The 17,328-nt window shown below is 35.9% G+C and carries 15 protein-coding genes; 3 read left to right on the top strand and 12 right to left on the bottom strand.

What is annotated here, in order from left to right; genetic code table 11:
- Positions 1-69: 69 nt before the first annotated feature.
- Positions 70-2,241: a heavy metal translocating P-type ATPase gene (locus BAA9072_RS15145; RefSeq protein ID WP_201715525.1), complete on the bottom strand. Its 2,172-nt coding sequence runs from the start codon at positions 2,239-2,241 to the stop codon at positions 70-72.
- Entirely contained in the window at positions 2,234-2,602 is a 369-nt protein-coding gene (gene cadC / locus BAA9072_RS15140) for a Cd(II)-sensing metalloregulatory transcriptional repressor CadC (RefSeq protein WP_003322301.1), read from the bottom strand. The genes BAA9072_RS15145 and cadC overlap by 8 nt, the downstream gene beginning before the upstream one ends.
- Before the next feature lie 270 nt (positions 2,603-2,872).
- Between cadC and BAA9072_RS15135 the strand changes: the two genes are divergently transcribed.
- Both BAA9072_RS15135 and BAA9072_RS15130 read left to right on the top strand, forming a co-directional pair.
- Positions 2,873-3,427 (top strand): recombinase family protein, encoded by a 555-nt coding sequence (locus tag BAA9072_RS15135; RefSeq protein WP_017154440.1) that lies wholly within the window; start codon positions 2,873-2,875, stop codon positions 3,425-3,427.
- A 21-nt stretch (positions 3,428-3,448) separates the two neighbouring features.
- Positions 3,449-6,406, top strand: a complete 2,958-nt coding sequence (locus BAA9072_RS15130) for a Tn3 family transposase (RefSeq protein ID WP_201715524.1) — start codon at positions 3,449-3,451, stop codon at positions 6,404-6,406.
- A gap of 178 nt (positions 6,407-6,584) precedes the next feature.
- Here the strand turns inward: BAA9072_RS15130 and ssb are convergent, their stop codons facing one another.
- The 9 genes from ssb to BAA9072_RS15085 all read right to left on the bottom strand — a co-directional run bounded on the left by ssb (position 6,585) and on the right by BAA9072_RS15085 (position 12,839).
- Positions 6,585-7,085, bottom strand: a complete 501-nt coding sequence (ssb, locus tag BAA9072_RS15125; RefSeq protein ID WP_201715523.1) for a single-stranded DNA-binding protein — start codon at positions 7,083-7,085, stop codon at positions 6,585-6,587.
- A gap of 63 nt (positions 7,086-7,148) precedes the next feature.
- Positions 7,149-7,493, bottom strand: a complete 345-nt coding sequence (locus BAA9072_RS15120) for a DUF6018 family natural product bioysynthesis protein (protein WP_201715522.1) — start codon at positions 7,491-7,493, stop codon at positions 7,149-7,151.
- A gap of 282 nt (positions 7,494-7,775) precedes the next feature.
- Entirely contained in the window at positions 7,776-9,533 is a 1,758-nt protein-coding gene (locus tag BAA9072_RS15115; protein ID WP_201715521.1) for an adenine nucleotide alpha hydrolase family protein, read from the bottom strand.
- A gap of 78 nt (positions 9,534-9,611) precedes the next feature.
- Positions 9,612-10,538 carry a hypothetical protein gene (locus tag BAA9072_RS15110; RefSeq protein ID WP_201715520.1) on the bottom strand — a complete coding sequence of 309 codons (927 nt, stop codon included), beginning with the start codon at positions 10,536-10,538 and terminating at the stop codon, positions 9,612-9,614.
- Positions 10,539-10,619: 81 nt separating this feature from the next.
- Entirely contained in the window at positions 10,620-10,847 is a 228-nt protein-coding gene (locus BAA9072_RS15105) for a hypothetical protein (RefSeq protein WP_201715519.1), read from the bottom strand.
- Positions 10,844-11,008 (bottom strand): hypothetical protein, encoded by a 165-nt coding sequence (locus BAA9072_RS15100; protein ID WP_201715518.1) that lies wholly within the window; start codon positions 11,006-11,008, stop codon positions 10,844-10,846. Before BAA9072_RS15100 ends, BAA9072_RS15105 begins: the two co-directional genes overlap by 4 nt.
- A 60-nt stretch (positions 11,009-11,068) precedes the next feature.
- Positions 11,069-11,509, bottom strand: a complete 441-nt coding sequence (locus tag BAA9072_RS15095) for a hypothetical protein (protein ID WP_201715517.1) — start codon at positions 11,507-11,509, stop codon at positions 11,069-11,071.
- Positions 11,506-12,036: a hypothetical protein gene (locus tag BAA9072_RS15090; protein WP_201715516.1), complete on the bottom strand. Its 531-nt coding sequence runs from the start codon at positions 12,034-12,036 to the stop codon at positions 11,506-11,508. The genes BAA9072_RS15095 and BAA9072_RS15090 overlap by 4 nt, the downstream gene beginning before the upstream one ends.
- A gap of 428 nt (positions 12,037-12,464) precedes the next feature.
- Positions 12,465-12,839, bottom strand: a complete 375-nt coding sequence (locus tag BAA9072_RS15085) for a hypothetical protein (protein ID WP_201715515.1) — start codon at positions 12,837-12,839, stop codon at positions 12,465-12,467.
- Positions 12,840-13,269: 430 nt separating this feature from the next.
- On the opposite strand from BAA9072_RS15085, the gene BAA9072_RS15080 reads away from it, so the two are divergent.
- Positions 13,270-13,464 carry a hypothetical protein gene (locus tag BAA9072_RS15080; RefSeq protein ID WP_201715514.1) on the top strand — a complete coding sequence of 65 codons (195 nt, stop codon included), beginning with the start codon at positions 13,270-13,272 and terminating at the stop codon, positions 13,462-13,464.
- A gap of 75 nt (positions 13,465-13,539) precedes the next feature.
- Here BAA9072_RS15080 and BAA9072_RS15075 read toward each other — a convergent pair whose 3' ends face one another.
- Complete coding sequence (locus BAA9072_RS15075) at positions 13,540-17,310, bottom strand: CARDB domain-containing protein (protein WP_201715513.1); 3,771 nt, start codon at positions 17,308-17,310, stop codon at positions 13,540-13,542.
- Between the last annotated feature and the right edge of the window lie 18 nt (positions 17,311-17,328).

The following is a 17,328-nucleotide window of genomic DNA, read 5'->3' as shown; positions in this document are numbered from 1 at the left end:
TAATAATGAGCCCATTTTAGAAAAGGAATTTCCATCTGTCTGGAAGAGCCCTTTTTAGCACTTTTCCCTTTATTCTTTCACTCTCATTAGTCGCAAACCATTTAGAGCTACTAGAAGGGTTGCGCCCATATCGGAAAGAATGGCAATCCAGAGCGTTAACCAACCTGGGATAACCAATAGTAAGGCAATAAATTTAATAGCAATTGCAAAAGTAATGTTAGCTTTGATTATATTAAGAGTTTTCCGGCTAAGTTTTACAGTGAATGGAAGTTTTCTTAAATCGTCTCCCATTAGAGCGACGTCTGCAGTTTCTAAGGCTGTGTCTGTACCAGCTCCACCCATTGCAATACCAACTGTTGAGGCCGCCAATGCAGGTGCATCATTGACCCCATCTCCTACCATTGCTACGTTGCCATACTCGGATCTCAACTGTTTAATAAAGTCTAATTTGTCCTGTGGCATTAATTCTGCCTCTATATCAGATACTCCAACCTGCCCTCCGATAGCTTTCGCAGTACCTTTGTTATCACCAGTAAGCATAATTGTTTTTTTGATGCCAAGTTGATGTAACTTTTGAATAATTTCCTTACTTGACTCACGAACTTCATCAGCAACTGCAATAACTGCAAGTATTTCTTTTTCGGTTCCAATAATCATGGCTGTCTTACCTTGATTTTGAAGAGTAGTAACATTTTGCTCTAAGTCTTTATCGAAATCATTAGTCAATAATTCCTTAAAGAGTTTCGGGCTACCGATATAATAAGTCGTCCCGTTTACGATACCCTTTATACCCTTTCCTGTGATAGAAGAGAAATCCTCTACCTGTACGTCAGAATAAGTAATGTTTTCTTCTTCTGCTTTTTTCATGATGGCTGAAGCAAGAGGATGCTGAGAACGATACTCCAATGCAGTAATAATGGATAGTAATTCTTTTTCATTTATCTGTTTGTTCAACACATTATAATCAGTTACAGCTGGGACCCCTTTTGTTAATGTTCCTGTTTTATCGAATGCAATAGCCTTTAAGGCGCCCATTTCTTCTAAATACACTCCACCTTTTACAAGGACCCCTTTTTTCGCAGCATTTCCAATCGCTGAAACAATAGAAATAGGAGTCGATATAACCAACGCACAAGGACAACCAACAACAAGAACAGCTAATCCTTGATAAACCCATGTTTCCCAACTGCCATCAAAGAATAATGGAGGGACTATAGCAACTAATGCTGCAATGATCATAATGATCGGTGTGTAATATTTTGCGAATTTATCAACAAATGCTTGCGAAGGAGCACGTTCCCCTTGTGCTTCCTCTACAAGATGAATAATTTTAGAAATTGTTGTATCTTCTACAAGTTTCGTTATTTCTACTTCAAGTAATCCTTCTTCATTTAAGGTACCTGCAAATACTTCATTATCAACCGTTTTCTCAACAGGGACTGATTCACCTGTAATAGCTGCTTGGTTAACGGCAGAGTACCCACTTACAACTACACCATCCATCGCAATCTTTTGACCAGGTTTTACAATCATGATATCCCCAACAGCAATATCATCAACATGAATCATTATTTCTTGTCCATTACGTCTAACAAGTGCCTCTTTAGGAGCGATATCCATTAATGAACGAATCGATTGTCTTGCTCTATCCATAGAGAATCGCTCAAGTGCTTCACTGATTGCAAAGAGAATAACAACAATGGCAACTTCTGCCCATTCTCCAATAATAGCACCACCTATAACAGCCACTGTCATAAGGGTTTTCATATCAAATTCAAAACGTAGTAAGTTTTGCAAACCAACTTTAAAAAGTGATAATCCTCCGATAAACATGGATGCTAAAAACAATAAGGTAGTAACAATGTTCTCTTCTCCATTCACATACGAGGAAAGATAACCAAAGGCAATCAATAAGGAAGCATAAAGTAGAGCACTATGCTTTTTATAAAACGGCACTTTATCTTCTTTCGTATCTTCTTTTACCTCTTGTGATGCTTGGCGAGCAGATTTTTCAGGTGTCACTTTGAGATTCTCAAATGCACCTGCTTTTTCTAGTTCTTCTATCGTTGCATTACCATAAACAGCAATTTTAGATGCACCAAAATTTACTTTTGCATCCTCAACTCCAGATAGCTGTTTTACATTTTTTTCGAATTTACCCGCGCAGTTTGCGCAAGTAAAACCTTGTACACGATAGGCCTTCATTTCTTGTTCAGATGTTATTGCCTTTTGATCAGACATTGACATTCACTTCTTTCTTATGTTCTAGTACAATCATCATTATTTGTCTAATATGTTCATCGTCTAACGAATAAAACGCTAGTTTTCCTTCTTTTCTATATCTTACAATCCCCTGCTTATGAAGGGTCCTTAAATGATGAGAAGCATTTGCCACCGTAATACCAATAATATTTGCTATATCACACACACATAACTCTTCATCTTGACACAAAGCATAGGTAATCTTTGCCCTATTTTCATCTGCAATTGCTTTTAACATTTGGGCAACACTAACAATATCGATTGTTTTTAAATCACCTTGTATTCGATTGACCTTTTCCTCGTCATAACAAAAAATTTCACAAGTGTCTTTCTTATTCACATTATCACCCCATTGATATTCAAGTGTTCACTTGAATATAGTATATACCTTTCCTTGGTTAATATTCAAGTGAATATTTGAATGAAAAACATAAAATAATTTTTCTAATAGTAATTCCCATTAACGAACGTTTTAGGGAATTTTTTTACACGCTTATATTTACATAGTTTTGAACTGTTTACCATTCCCTAAACTATTCCCTTTAACTTATTCCCTAAAATTGACGGTACCCTCGTATTAGGGAATAATTAATTTCAGGAGGGGAATAGAATGGGGAAAATTTTTGGATATGCTCGAGTTTCTACTCAAGATCAAAATTTAGAATTACAAATGGATGCCTTACAAAAAGCTGGTGCAGCTGTTATCTACAAGGAAAAAATGACGGGCACAAAAAAAGAGCGTTTAGAATTAGAGCAACTCTTAAAAGCAATAAGTGAAGGAGATACAGTGGTTGTCTATAAACTAGATCGTATCTCAAGATCTACCAAGCACTTAATTGAATTAGCAGAAACCTTTGAGGAAAGAAAAGTGAATTTTGTTTCTATAAGTGACAACATTGATACGTCAACTGCAATGGGACGTTTTTTCTTCCGTACCATGGCAAGTATTGCTGAGTTAGAACGGGATATCATCAGTGAACGTACTAAAGCAGGGTTACAATCTGCAAGAATTAGAGGTAGAAATGGCGGAAGACCAATTAAGGATCCAAAATTAGTAGAACGAGCATTAAAACTACATGCTTCTAAGGAGTACAGTATAAAAGAGATTTCAGATATGACTGGTGTTAGTAAATCTGTGTTGTATCGAGCTATAGAACGTATATAGAAATGAACAGGAGGCATTATCTTGTATTTGAGAGCAAGAGAACTACTTACACCTGAACAACGTATAGATTTCATGACAATTCCAGCTGATATTAGCGAGTGGGAAATAGCTACCTCCTACACTTTATCACCACATGATTTAGAAGTGATTAAACGTCGAAGACGAGACTATAATCGACTTGGATTTGCCGTTCAGTTATGTCTGTTTCGCTTTCCGGGATGGACATTATCGGATATTAAAGAAATACCTAAGACAGTTTTACGGTTTATTGCCAATCAAATTAAGGTTGACCCCTTAGAATTTCAATCATATGCCGAACGGGAACAAACTAAGCATGAACATATGGTTGAAATTCGGAAAGAATATGGTTATAGGAACTTCTCAACAAGAGAATATCGTAACATCTCTTCTTCTTTACTAAGCCATGCAATGGAAAATGAGAACTCAATGTATTTGATTAGGACGGCTATCGAAGAAATGAGGAAGCGAAAAATTATTCTTCCAGCTATGTCGACTATTGAACGTCTGGTTTGGCAAACACGTCATCGAGCTGAACAAAAAATATATAAGATATTATCGCGGTCTCTATCCTCTTTGCAAAAGGAAAGTTTGATCCTAATGACGGAGTCTACTCTGGATAGTGGAAAAACACCTCTTGCTTGGTTAAAAGAAATCCCAGGACAATCTTCACCTGATGCCTTCTTAAAAGTCATTGAACGATTAGAGTATGTGAAAAAACTTGAGTTATCTATTGATTATAATGACATACACCCGAACAGGCTTCTTCAATTGTCGCGTTTAGGTGCGCGATATGAACCTCATTCCTTCCGAAGATTTAATGAGTCTAAAAAATATGCCATTCTTGTGGCTTATCTCTTAAATCTCAGTCAAGACTTAATTGATCAAGCCATTGAAATCCACGATCGCCAAATTATGATCTTGCAGTCAAAGGGCCGTAAGGCCCAAGAAGAAATGCAGAGACAAAACGGTAAAACAATTAATGAAAAAATCATACAGTTTGCTGACATCGGTGCTGCACTAATAAAGGCAAGAAATGAAGGATTGGATCCGTTTACTACATTGGAAACCGTCATGTCCTGGGAGAAAATGATTGCATCGGTGGAAGAGGCCAAACAATTATCACGTCCTATCGACTATGATTATTTAGATCTTTTAGAAAGACGATTTTTTTATCTTCGAAAATATACGCCTACCTTACTTAAATCACTAGAATTTCAATCGACCCAATCAGCAAAACCATTGATAGAAGCACTAGATATTATTAAAAATATGAATGATTCAGGTAAACGAAAAGTTCCAGAAGGAGCTCCTCTTGGATTTGTCTCTAACCGGTGGCAGAAACACGTATATGACGAGGATGGAAGTATCAATCGACATTATTATGAAATGGCAGCATTAACTGAATTACGAAATCATATTCGATCTGGAGATGTATCTGTTCGAGGCAGTAAACAACATAAAGATTTTGAAGAGTATCTAATTCCAAAAGAAGAATGGTTAGAAACTGGATTACATCATAATCGCCTTGCTGTAGGCAGTTCTGCTGAAGAATATTTGACCGAAAGAATGGATTCTCTTCGAAAACGGCTGCAAGCTATGTCCGATAACGTTGATGAACTAGAGGGTGTCAGTATAAATAAGGGGAAATTTCGCATTGACCGTCTCGAAAAGGATACTCCAGAAGAAGCCAAGACGTTTAGTTCATCCCTATACAGCATGTTGCCACGGATAAAACTAACAGATCTGCTAATGGAAGTTGCAAGTTGGACAGGTTTTGATGAACAATTTATTCATGCTTCTTCAAGCCGTCCTCCCAAAGGAGAGGAAAAGTCGATCTTATTAGCCACGATAATGGCGCTGGGTACAAATATTGGCTTAACAAAGATGGCAGATGCTACACCCGGAATTACCTATCACCAAATGGCTCATGCTTCTCAGTGGCGTCTTTATGATGATGCGATGAATAAAGCTCAGGCAACACTTGTGAATTTCCATCATCAGCTTGCTTTATCTTCATATTGGGGAGATGGAAGTACTTCCTCTTCAGATGGTATGAGAGTACAAGTTGGCGTGTCTTCTCTACATGCAGAATCAAATCCTCATTATGGTTCTGGTAAAGGAGCTACGATTTATCGCTTTACAAGTGATCAGTTTTCTTCTTACTACACAAAAGTCATTAATACCAACGCTCGTGACGCAGTTCATGTGATAGATGGGTTGCTGCATCATGAATCTGAATTGAATATTGAAGAACATTATACAGACACAGCTGGTTATACCGATCAAGTTTTTGGACTGAGCCATCTACTTGGTTTTCGTTTTGCACCTCGCCTTCGAGATCTGTCTGATACTCGACTATATGTAATAGAAAAACCTGGTGAGTTTCCAACAATAGAAAAATTACTACGAGGGCGTATTAATACAAAGGTTATTCTAGAAAACTATGATGATGTTTTACGTCTAGCCCACTCCATTCGGGAAGGGAAAGTTTCTGGTTCACTCATTATGGGAAAGTTGGGGTCCTATTCAAGGCAAAATCGTTTGGCTACAGCACTCCGTGAAATGGGTAGAATTGAAAAAACAATCTTCATATTAGACTATATTTCAAATGAAGCAATACGTCGTCGAATTCAACGAGGGTTAAACAAAGGGGAGTCTATGAATGCCTTAGCACGAGCCTTATTTTTTGGAAAACGAGGTGAACTAAGGGAAAGAGCGTTACAAGACCAGCTTCAACGTGCAAGTGCATTAAATATCATCATTAATGCTATCACTGTATGGAATACAGTTTATCTCACAGAAGCAACAAAAGTTCTAAGTGAAAAAGGGATACTACGAGAGCAAATGATAAAACATATTTCACCATTAGGATGGGAACACATTAATTTCTTAGGAGAGTATACTTTTGACATAAAAAAAATGACAGGACTCAACTCTTTAAGACCATTAGATCGATAAACTCCAGAGCCGGTACCCTTAGAGTAAAGGATATCGGTTTTTATATGGTAAAAAATGTCTTAAAGTGGGTTTTGTGTCAAAATGTTGGCGGTACTCCTTTACATAAAAAAAGCATTTACGGATGAAAATCCATAAATGCTCTCTTTTCTAATATCATTAATTCATAATCATCGTTTTTTTAAAATGGTAAGTCATCGTCCGATATATCAATCGGCTGACCACCGTGAGAATCTTGCTGGTACCAATTGTTATTAGTACTCTGATTTCTTCCCGGGCCATTTTGATCGCCTTGATTATTATTAGTACGTTGGTTTCTCCTCTGATTACCTTGATCACTTTCTCCATCATTTGAAGTTTTTTGATCAAGGAATTGAACAGATTCACAAACAACTTCTGTCATAAAAACCCTGCGGCCATCCTGACCTTCAAAATTACGAGTTTGAATTCGACCTGTCACTCCAGCCATACTTCCTTTCTTAAGGAAATTAGCAACGTTCTCAGCAGGTCGACGCCATACTACACAATTAATAAAATCTGCTTCCTTTTCGTCAGCTTGATTTGTAAAATTGCGATTTACCGCTAAAGTAAAACTAGCAACTGCCACTCCACTTGGGGTATATTTTAATTCTGGGTCTTTTGTTAAACGCCCTACTAATACAACAGAATTTATGCCACTCATGTTCAACACTCCATTTGTTTTATTTACATTACTACTCTCTCTTTTTATACAACCTAATTTCGATTAGTCTTCTAGCTCAAAGAAATAATTCATTACTGCCTTAATCTTCGTCTTCAAAGATTTTTTTGAATAGGATTTTGTTAAGTTACTTCCTAAATGGAAATTTTTTTCATTAAAGAATCTCCAAGCGACAGTATCACCAGTCGCTTGCTGCATACAATCCACAAAATGAAGAATCTCATGAACCGCTTCATCTTTGTGTAAAGATTTACAGCGAATAAACCGGCGTGTTCCATCACGAAACATAACTTCCGCTTTAATTCGGCTTCTTTTTGTTACCACAGTAGGTTTTGAAAAATGTTCTGTTACAAGATCTTTCTCCCTGTTTAATAATTCAACTAATTGCATTGTCAAATACACCCTTTCGAAAGTTTTTTTTGCGAATAAACGCAAAAAGAGCCCTTCGAAACGTCTGGTAAATATACCTCAAAAAGGTATATAAGACGCTCCAAAGAGCTCATAGTTTAATAAATAACCGCTAACCTAAATAAAGGTTGCTAAAAAAGAATAAAGAGTAAAGTAATATACTTTTAGTATACTCTTTATCCTTTAATTACTCAATACTCCATCTTTAATTATAGAAAAAAGAAGAACTAAAATAAATTTAGTTCCCCTTTTGAAAAAAACGATCTATATTGCAAGTGTAAATTGCCCTTCACAATTCTCCTCTATCTTTATTAAACTTCGTGAGGGTTTAACAGGCTCTTTGCCTAGTGTGACTAACACCTTATTTATTTCAATAAGCTTTTGCAAATCATAATAGGGGTCTTCCATTAATATTTCAGCCTTTTGATAGTATCGTGTAGCAAAACGATCCCAATCCATCTCTTCAGTTGGCTGGGGTTCATAAAGCCATTCTTCTATCTTTTTAAAAGCTTTTTTCTCACTATCCACATCATCAGCAGCAACTAAGAAGTAAGCAATATTCCATGCGAATGCTTCATCTTCTCCCATATCACAATGATTAATATAGTAAAAAAACGATTGACATGTCTCTTGTTCTTTTCGTTCTAGGTACTCAACAAGTTCGTCTCTTCCCAATGAGAAGTCTCTATGGACCCAATATTGAGGGTTCTCGTTGGTTGTTTCCTGTTTATTTAAAGAACCTTCACCGTCAAACACAATTGCACCATCGTATTGCCAATCCAGCGGTGTAACCTGCTCTTGAGTAACTTTATACCCTTCTTCCTGCCATACTTTAATTATTGCCTCAACAACATTTGCTCCAATTAGTTCGAAACCTGTTTGTTCTTGAATTGCTAATAACTTACGAGTCAGTAAAATTCGCGCTTCAATTGTAAAGGATCCTGGACTATATTCCACATCGTCCGCACGATCGAAGTGCTCATACTCTGCTTGCTTTTGCTGAGTTAACTGATTACCATGGTAATCGAGTAAGCCATCATCCAAGAGGTCTAATTGATTCTTCTTCAAGTCTTCCTCAATTAACCGTTTATGGGCTTTTTTTAAGACCTTCCGCTTAAGTGGCATACGGTAACGAGCATCATTGCGTATTTCCGCTAACAGGAGTTTATAATCATATAAAGGCTGCAATGAAGGATCCTTTATTACCAAATCTTTCATCATCTTATCTTCCTTTACAGCGGTGCATACGTAGCACCCATTTCTCCCATTTCCGCATGAATTACCTTGCTCTCCATCTGTCTTAATGGAACATTCAAAGATATTCTCAGGATAAAATTCTTGTAACTCTGAAACAAGGGTCCCCCAAGGGAATACCTCAAAATCATAAAAATAACCCCATATTTCACTTCCACTTAGTTCCTTTATAGTATGGTAAACCAGCACATTCGAGCGAGACTGGTGCCTGGCAAACTTATCTTCTAATTGAAATTTATTAATACTAGCAGTTCTAGAGGCACTCTCAGAATCTCTTACACCTAAATGTAATAAAATATCATATTGATCACCTAATCTAAACGCACTGTCTTTAATAATGTAATCTAAAATATCATTAATGGGATTTATTTTTAGCTTTGATGAACACCAACGAAATCTAGATTTATAGCTAACCGGGGGATTTCCTTTTCCTAATACATTCCAATAATAATTATTCTTCATTGATGGGGTAACCAAGTGAGGAATAATTGGAAGTTTTTTGTTTTCAGCTGACTCTGTAAGTCTTTTTACAGAGTTTTTGATGTAACGTTCTAAGTATGGTTCTTCAACCTCGGTATTTGAAGTAATAACATGAACCTTTTTGGTACGCTGAGACTCCGATAAACCTTCTAACATTTCCCATATTAATAAAAGCATCATTGTGCTGTCTTTACCGAATGAAACACCAACTACCCACTCTCGGGCATCTCTAAGATATAATTCTTTTAACTCTCTTTTGATTTTGTTAAATACATCATAAAATGACATTTATATTCCTCCCTTAATAATAAAAAAGGATACAGCTAGACTAGCTATATCCTTGTCTAATAATTATTTGATTTTTCTCTAACTGGATTTCCTCAAAGAAGCACGAATTCGCTGGTCATGGTACATAGCAGTGACTCTTCTATCTACATCAAGTTTCATAACAATAAAGTCAAGCGGCATATCAATTATCGTTTTAAATTGTTTGACCTCTTTTTCAGAGATCCACCCATTTAAAATAATACTTTCTAATAATTGAGAATCCGGTTTACTATGCTTAATAAGAAACTCATGCCCGAAATCTTCAGTAATTTTCTGTATATCGTATTGTGGTTTATTAGATATTACAGTTACTGATCCATACTTGTGCTTCAGTAACTTTTTCAGCTGCTTAACCTCGGATTGATCTTTATATTGATGAATAATATCTTTGACAATCGAACATTTCATCATTTCCCTTTTCAATTCCTCATAAGCATTCTCGTAGTATTCAGATACCGGTATAAGGCGATTTAAACCTTTAGCCAACATATCTGTCTCAACACCTTCGAATGTCTCTTCAGAAGGCCTTATGAGCTCCTTCCCACTTTTATTAAAGGAAGGCTGTATATAAAAGGATAGTGGCAATTGATAATTTGCCAATTGATTACAAAGCTCTTCATCTTCCTTAATAACAGTATGATCAACCTTTGCAACATGTAATAGCAGTCCATAATGGTCATGTAAATATTCATTTAATCCCTCATAATCAACCTTATAGGTGCTTTTAGGGACAAATTTACAGACCAAATTATGCTCTTCCATTTCATGTCTACGGTTATCTGATCCTTTTAATTGGCGATGAAATTCATTTTTAATTCCTTTCATCCTGGATGCAACTTCTTTCATTTCAGAATATAACCCTTGATGAAGGAATTCTTCCATGATAATAGCCGCATAACCAGGTGCCGGATTAAAAAAATCTAACTGAGTTTCTGATAACTCCCTAAAATTTAGTCTCTTCTTCATAATGTTCCTCCCGATTACTCCCCCACCTAGCAAGGAGAGTAAAGATTGATAATTCTCCCCGCTAGAAAGGGTCGGAAGTATTTAATTAGCCTTTAACGCTTGCTTGATTTCTTTGTATAGCAAAGGATTCCGAATTTGTTTCAGTTTCCCGCCCATTAGAGTAATTTCCAAATCTCCATGTTCATTTAATAAGTACACCACGGGCATGCCCTTGTGTTCTAGGATATATTGAGGAAGTGCTTCTCTTGTGATTGAAGCCTTCTCTGATACTAAGCAATCATCATTAACTGTAAACCCCATGTATGTCATATTTTCACTCCACTTTGCTCTTTTGTTAAGTTCATGACTATTTTCATTAAAACTGCTTTCGCCTCTTTGGGATCAAGATTATCAACGAGGTTAAAAGCCTTATATTCAGAATCCGTTGTCATTAATTTTCGATAAATTTTTGATATCTTTTTATCCGACATAACAGATCCTCCTCAACTGATAATCTTGACCGCTACAATCATATAGGCACGGCAAATTCTTTATAAACATAGTCTTATCCCCTCTCCAGACCCTTCTTGCTGTTCAACAGATTTATGAATTTGAATATCTAAAATGACTGCAGTCGGATGGCTGGCTTGAATAAATTCAATTGCGTGAAGTTCATCAACTGTCACACAGCTATACTTTTTAAAAATTGTCCGGCCGTCTTGAGTAACTTCAAAATTCACTTCATAAACTTGTTTTTTCGGGTTTATTTCGCCATCGTATACTTCAAAATGTGGAAGAATACTGGTGACTGGTTTTGTTCTAACAGTTTGTGGAGGACAGAAAGCATTTCCATTTACAATAAACCATGCTGGATAACCCAGCATAAGGTAAAATACAAATACATTTCCTTCAGCAATAACCTCCCCATTTCTTGAAATAGCGGATTTGGTTACTGTAAATTGGTTATCATCAGTATAGAAATCAAAAATCATACCGCGACACCTCCATCATTGAAAAGGTCATATTCAATAGGAGTAATTTCTTCTCTTATCAAATCAACCTCTCTTAAGAACTCTGCAAGCTTTGTGTACTTGCTCTTTTTTCTCAATTGGATGTTTACGGTATGGACCGGTAAACAGCAAATGCCTATACTTCCTTTGGTAAATATTCCATTTAAGCTACCTGGCTCAAATGATGGTCTCTTATTAAATTCGTGGATCCAATCTTGTTGGTATTTATTCGGATGTACGAGATCAAATTCAACTGCTTGAATATTGGGTTTGAAACAGCTCATACTCATTTCGAATAGATACAATCCTCCATCGATCAATCCATCAAAAAAGACTCGATAGCCATATGATTCTTGAAATTCACCTTTTGGTCCAAAAGGTGAAATTAAGAATGAATGTCCGTCGAGTCTCCACTCAAAGCCTTTAGTTGTTTGTTCAAAGTGTAAACCTTTTAAGGCTTCACCAAGTTTATCAGGATGAACAGATGCAAAAGTTGTTAACTTAAACATGTTAGGTCCACTCCTTCCCCAGTCAAAAGACAATCATCACAACAATAATTGTGTCCTTTAACTTTAAAGTAAATGTCCTTACAATCATTTTTACAACAATTACACCCTATCCTTTCTACACTCTTTACGTTACCTTCCTTCTTTAAAAGAAGACTCATACACTTCGTCAATATTGACATGTCAAAACACCCTTCCTACAGTTTATTAAGTATCTTTCCAATGAACGCAAAAAAGCCCCTGGACAAAGGTTTAATAAATACTCATGAGAGTAATTAACCTTAGCCCAGAGGCTACACGTTCAAATTTAATAAAAAAACCGCTGACCTTATCTTAATGGTCGCCAATAGAAAATAAAGAAAAAATACTTATGAATTAAGTATACTATTGGGGACCAGGTGTTTCAATAATATGTTCAAATAAATACCGTTCTAATTATTTTTAAGAAGTTCCAATAATTCCTTATTAACAGCAAATAGATTATTACTATAATTATCTTGAAGGTAATCAACTTCAGACTTTTTTAAAAGAAATTGTTCTCTAAATTTCTTTTTTTCATGGATTACTGTAGCAATATCTTTAGGAAGAGAACTTAAATCAATATGTCGTGAATCGTATTCAATTGGTTCTGCTCTTTCTGAGATATCTCTATCGGTTTCAATGCAATTGCTACGTAAAATATAAACTAACTCCATAGCTTTACTTTCATCCAAATAATGATATGTTCTCTTAAAAAAGTAGCTTCTTTCAGCTAATGCCATAAATTTATCGCCCTTTATATTTCGCTTTTCGTTTAATAAATACATATCATTTCCCTCGCCTTGAACTGTTATTTACTATAACTATACCCAAATTCATATACATTAATTGTGGTATTCAACAATAATTATCAAAGTTATAAAATAATTGAGGTTATTATTCAAAAAATCAACAAATATCCCTAAAACAAAGATAGCTATCTTTATTAGTATCGTATTTTATAGGAGAAATATTAGTACTAGGTGATATGTATATATAGGAATTATATCCTAAAGACATGATAAATTAAAGTGTTATAAGTAGAACTTTATGTAATTTTATACATTTTATACCAAAAATTATTTAGTTTGAATATATTTTTCTAAGTTTTTTTAAAATACTAGTTTCGCTTGGAAGTGCCAACGTGATCTGCAGCATTTATTATTTAGTATGTAGAGCTATTTAAGTTCACAAATTCGAGTAAAAAGGAGAATTTTTATGATTAAAACTTATAGTATGGTTGTATTCGTAAAAGAAACTGGGGATTTCAAGAACGCTACTATTTTAAGTGTTAGCGAGGAGTTAGCTAAAGAGACGTTTGAGTTACTATTTGGAAACAATATTATGGTTATTCATACATTTGAAGGTGAATTCCCTTCAAAAACATATCGTTCCCTTCCCTACATTAATTAAGCAAATAGGAGAGAACCAATTTACAAGCGGGTTACTAATTAAAAAAGAAGAGCTGGTCTAACCAGCTCCTCTTTACTAATAAATTCTATGCATTTTAAAGTACTCAAAAACATCTCCTATTATTTGGATGGTGACATCATCTGTCTTGACAGTTCCATTTGTATATTCAACTTCAAAGTGAAATTCCGCAGGTCCATTTTTAAGAGCTGTTCCTGTTTCCATCAACATAGGATCTTCATATTCTGTTTGGTGCCTTGTCCCACTCGTATATGGTATTGGGATCTTAGGCTTGTAAATTGTACCTTTTTTCTGTACAGCATTCATGGTTACGGATAAGTTTGAGATTGGATAATTGGTTGTATTGGCTACAAGAACAAACTTTTCTCCGCTATAAAACTCATCTATACGATTGCCTTTTGATTGATGGAGTTTTAACCAGTCGGGAGTGTGTAAAACTTGACCTATGATAGTAAGTGGTTTGGAATAAAATGAGATTGTTACATCAGAAGAATCGTAACCATCGTCAACGGTCGCTTTAAATTCATAATCTCCAACTTCAGATTGATTTAGGTAATAACAGACTTTTTGACCAGAAGACAAATTTGTTTTATTTAGTACTTCAACAAATCCAGATGACTTCTCATTCATTTCTATTGTTACTTCCAAGGGATCCCCATCAGCATCAGTAGGAATAGCACATACTTCTACTTTATCACCCTCGAAAACATCTGAAGGATTATATGTCAATGTAATTTCTGGCTTTTCATTAACATAGATGGATGTAGAAACTGTATTATCGTTATAATTTGATTCAATTACTTGTTTTGTCTCATTTACATGTCCTTTAAAAGTAACGTTCCCTTTTGATTTAGGTGTAAATTCCCAGGTTTGAACTCTTGTCTTCCCAGCGTCAAGAGAAGATGATGTTGTTCCTCCTGCTCTATAGGTATTATTCTCGAACATTTTGTTTATATGATTTCCAACTGTAACCTCTCCGGTGTTTGTATAGGTGAATCTTGCATGATATTTCTCACCTATTGTTAAATGGTCAACTGGCTTATCATTTATATCAAGAATCTCAATGGAATCAGCAGTTAAATTCCTGTCTTTAACTGTGAAATAAGCGGTAGAAGAATAGTTATCCCCCTCATTTGATTCAATGATACGATTATCATAATCTGCAAATGCTTTAACTGAATAGTCTCCAGGAGCTAAATTTTTATATTCTTTAACAACGGATCGATTCATTGCACTTGGGTAATCAATTGCTGTGATATTTCCTTGTGTTTTCCCATTTAAGACATGTGTGTGATTTACAGTGCCAAGGGGTGCGTCACTATGTATATAACCCACGACCCTCACTGTATCTCCATAAACAAATTCATTTATATCATAACCAGTAGGCGTTAGTACTCTTGTACTTAATCCTTTTAAATTGGGATCGTTCACCTTAATAGTTTTAGAAACATCATTATCATTTTCATTCGTTTCTTCGACTAAATTTCCTGCATCCACATTTGATGTGAAGGTGCGTGAAGAACCCGAACTGTTTGCAGTAAATTCAATATATGAGGTACGGGTATCACCTGGCCACAGTTTGCCTTCTGATACATAATTCAAATATTGACCATTATCCGTTAAATTTACTTTATGCGCATCTGCGATCGTATCTCCGGTATTTTGGTACACAATTTTCGCTATATATTTATTCCCTTTTATAAGTGAACTCATCGGCTGATTATTCAAGTCTAATAACTCGATACTTTGAGCAGTTAAATTTATCTGGTGATATTTATAAGGTCCTTTATAGGTGGTTACGACGTTGCCCACATGGTCCTCAGCTTGTATATGCAGATACCATTCACCCTTGCTTGCTTTCGAAACAGAATAGTTTGAAGATGTTGACCAACTTGACCAGCTACTCGGTGTGCTAGATGAAGTGGACCAGGAATATCTTGATCGTTTATATCCTGAATCACTATCGTTAAATTTCAATCGAACGTCCACAGGTGAAAACGCCCAATCTCTACCAGTATAATCTGCTGTATCAGCACTATTTCTAAATTGAACCGTCGGCGCAACTCCATCCACTCGTAAATTTGCCCCAATATTGTTATAACCATCTACATTAGAGACATTATCCTTTGTGTAATATTGAATGGCATAGGAATCACCATGGGTTTTTGCCGTAATTCCCCAATCCACTTTAGAATATGCTCCCGAGTGTTCCTCTCTGTTTGCTGAATCAATTGCCGCATGGGTACTAGTCATAAACTGATCATTGTAACCTTCCCAATAGCTGAATATGTGAGAGGATCTTACATCTTGACCACTACCTAGAAGTCTTAAATATTGAGTGTTATTCCCTGAGTGAGGATCATATTGTCTAATCTTTACATTTATTTGATCGTTTGGTCTTACCCAATAGTCTGAACCGTTCTTATACCGATAATTATAAACACCACTTGAGGTTAACTGAGGAGCCACACCATCTACTCTTAAATTCATTCCAGTGTCATCGTAACCTACAGAATTATTGTCTTTATCTCGATAATAATATAGGACATTAAATGAGTCTCCATGAATCTTAGGAACAACCCCCCATTTGACCTTTCCATAAGATGTGTTTTCCTCTCTTGCTGCTGAATTTATGTCGAGATTGCTACTAGTCTGGAAATCATTATGGTTGCTAGAAGAACCCATAAAATCATGTTGCGACCTTACATCTTGGCCAGAACCATCAAGTCTCAAGTATTGAAATAAGTTTCCCGAGTCTGGATCACGTTGTCTCAAACGAATATAAACCTGATCATTAGGCTGGACCCAGAAGTCATTTCCATTTTTATACCTCTCATTTATTAATTCATGAGAAATATGTATTGGAGGTTGAGTATCTGGTGGAGGAGTATAACTTAATACTGCTTGTGAACCCCCGAAGGTCCAGTACACTGTATTTGCCCATTTTTTAGTACCACCATAATTTACTCCATACCACACCGCAGTCTTACTTTCTTCCATATCTATTGATGTATAATAATTTCCATTTGTGAAGTAAACGTTAGGAGCACTCGAAGCCGGTTGTCTAGGATAATTCCTTCGAATTACTGGATAGTCATTCATCCGCAAAAGCCTAGTATTGGTCCCACTGGACAGGTCTACTTTACCTGAGTTATAAGATAAAGCACTGAATTCAAAAGGAACAATTAGAGAAGAATATACAATTTGATTATCCACTCTCTTAACTATGTATAATTTCCATTCTGCATCTTCCTTTTGGCTAGCGAAGATTTCATCTAAAGGAATATAAGCTGTAAAACCCACGTCATCATATCGCATGTTACAGGTTGTATTATTCTTATTTCTAGCGGAGGCAGAACACTCATTCCAAACCCCACTGCCCTGGTTGTTATATTCAAGATCTTCAGTAGCATCAATCGAAATAGGGATTGTGTTATATATTTTGGTAGTTCCTACTCCTGAAGATCCTGAAGTTTTCTTTAACACAATGTGAGTTGATTGATTAGATGAAGTATGCCGTTTGTACCCTGCAAGAACCGCCCATCCGCTAAATTTCAAATACTTTTTTGTTGTTCCTGTGAAATTTCTGCTTTGAATCTCCCAGCCATTGGATTGATATTTTGAACTATATACGTCATAGACTAGACGAGTACCACCTGTCCATGAGTTAGATTTTGATCCAAGCTTAACATTACCGCTATTCCAAGCATTCGATACGCTTGATTCAACAGCATGAGGGGAAGCTGCTTTTACATCTGACTTAAAAGCAGCAACACCCGTCATTATTAAAGTAAAGACTAATATTAACTTAATCCACTTTTTTCTCAAGGGAACCCTCCCCCTTTA

Origin of the sequence: Rossellomorea arthrocnemi, from assembly GCF_904424705.1 — a bacterium.
Lineage (GTDB): Bacteria > Bacillota > Bacilli > Bacillales > Bacillaceae_B > Rossellomorea > Rossellomorea arthrocnemi.
This window is presented reverse-complemented; position numbering and strand designations above follow the sequence as displayed.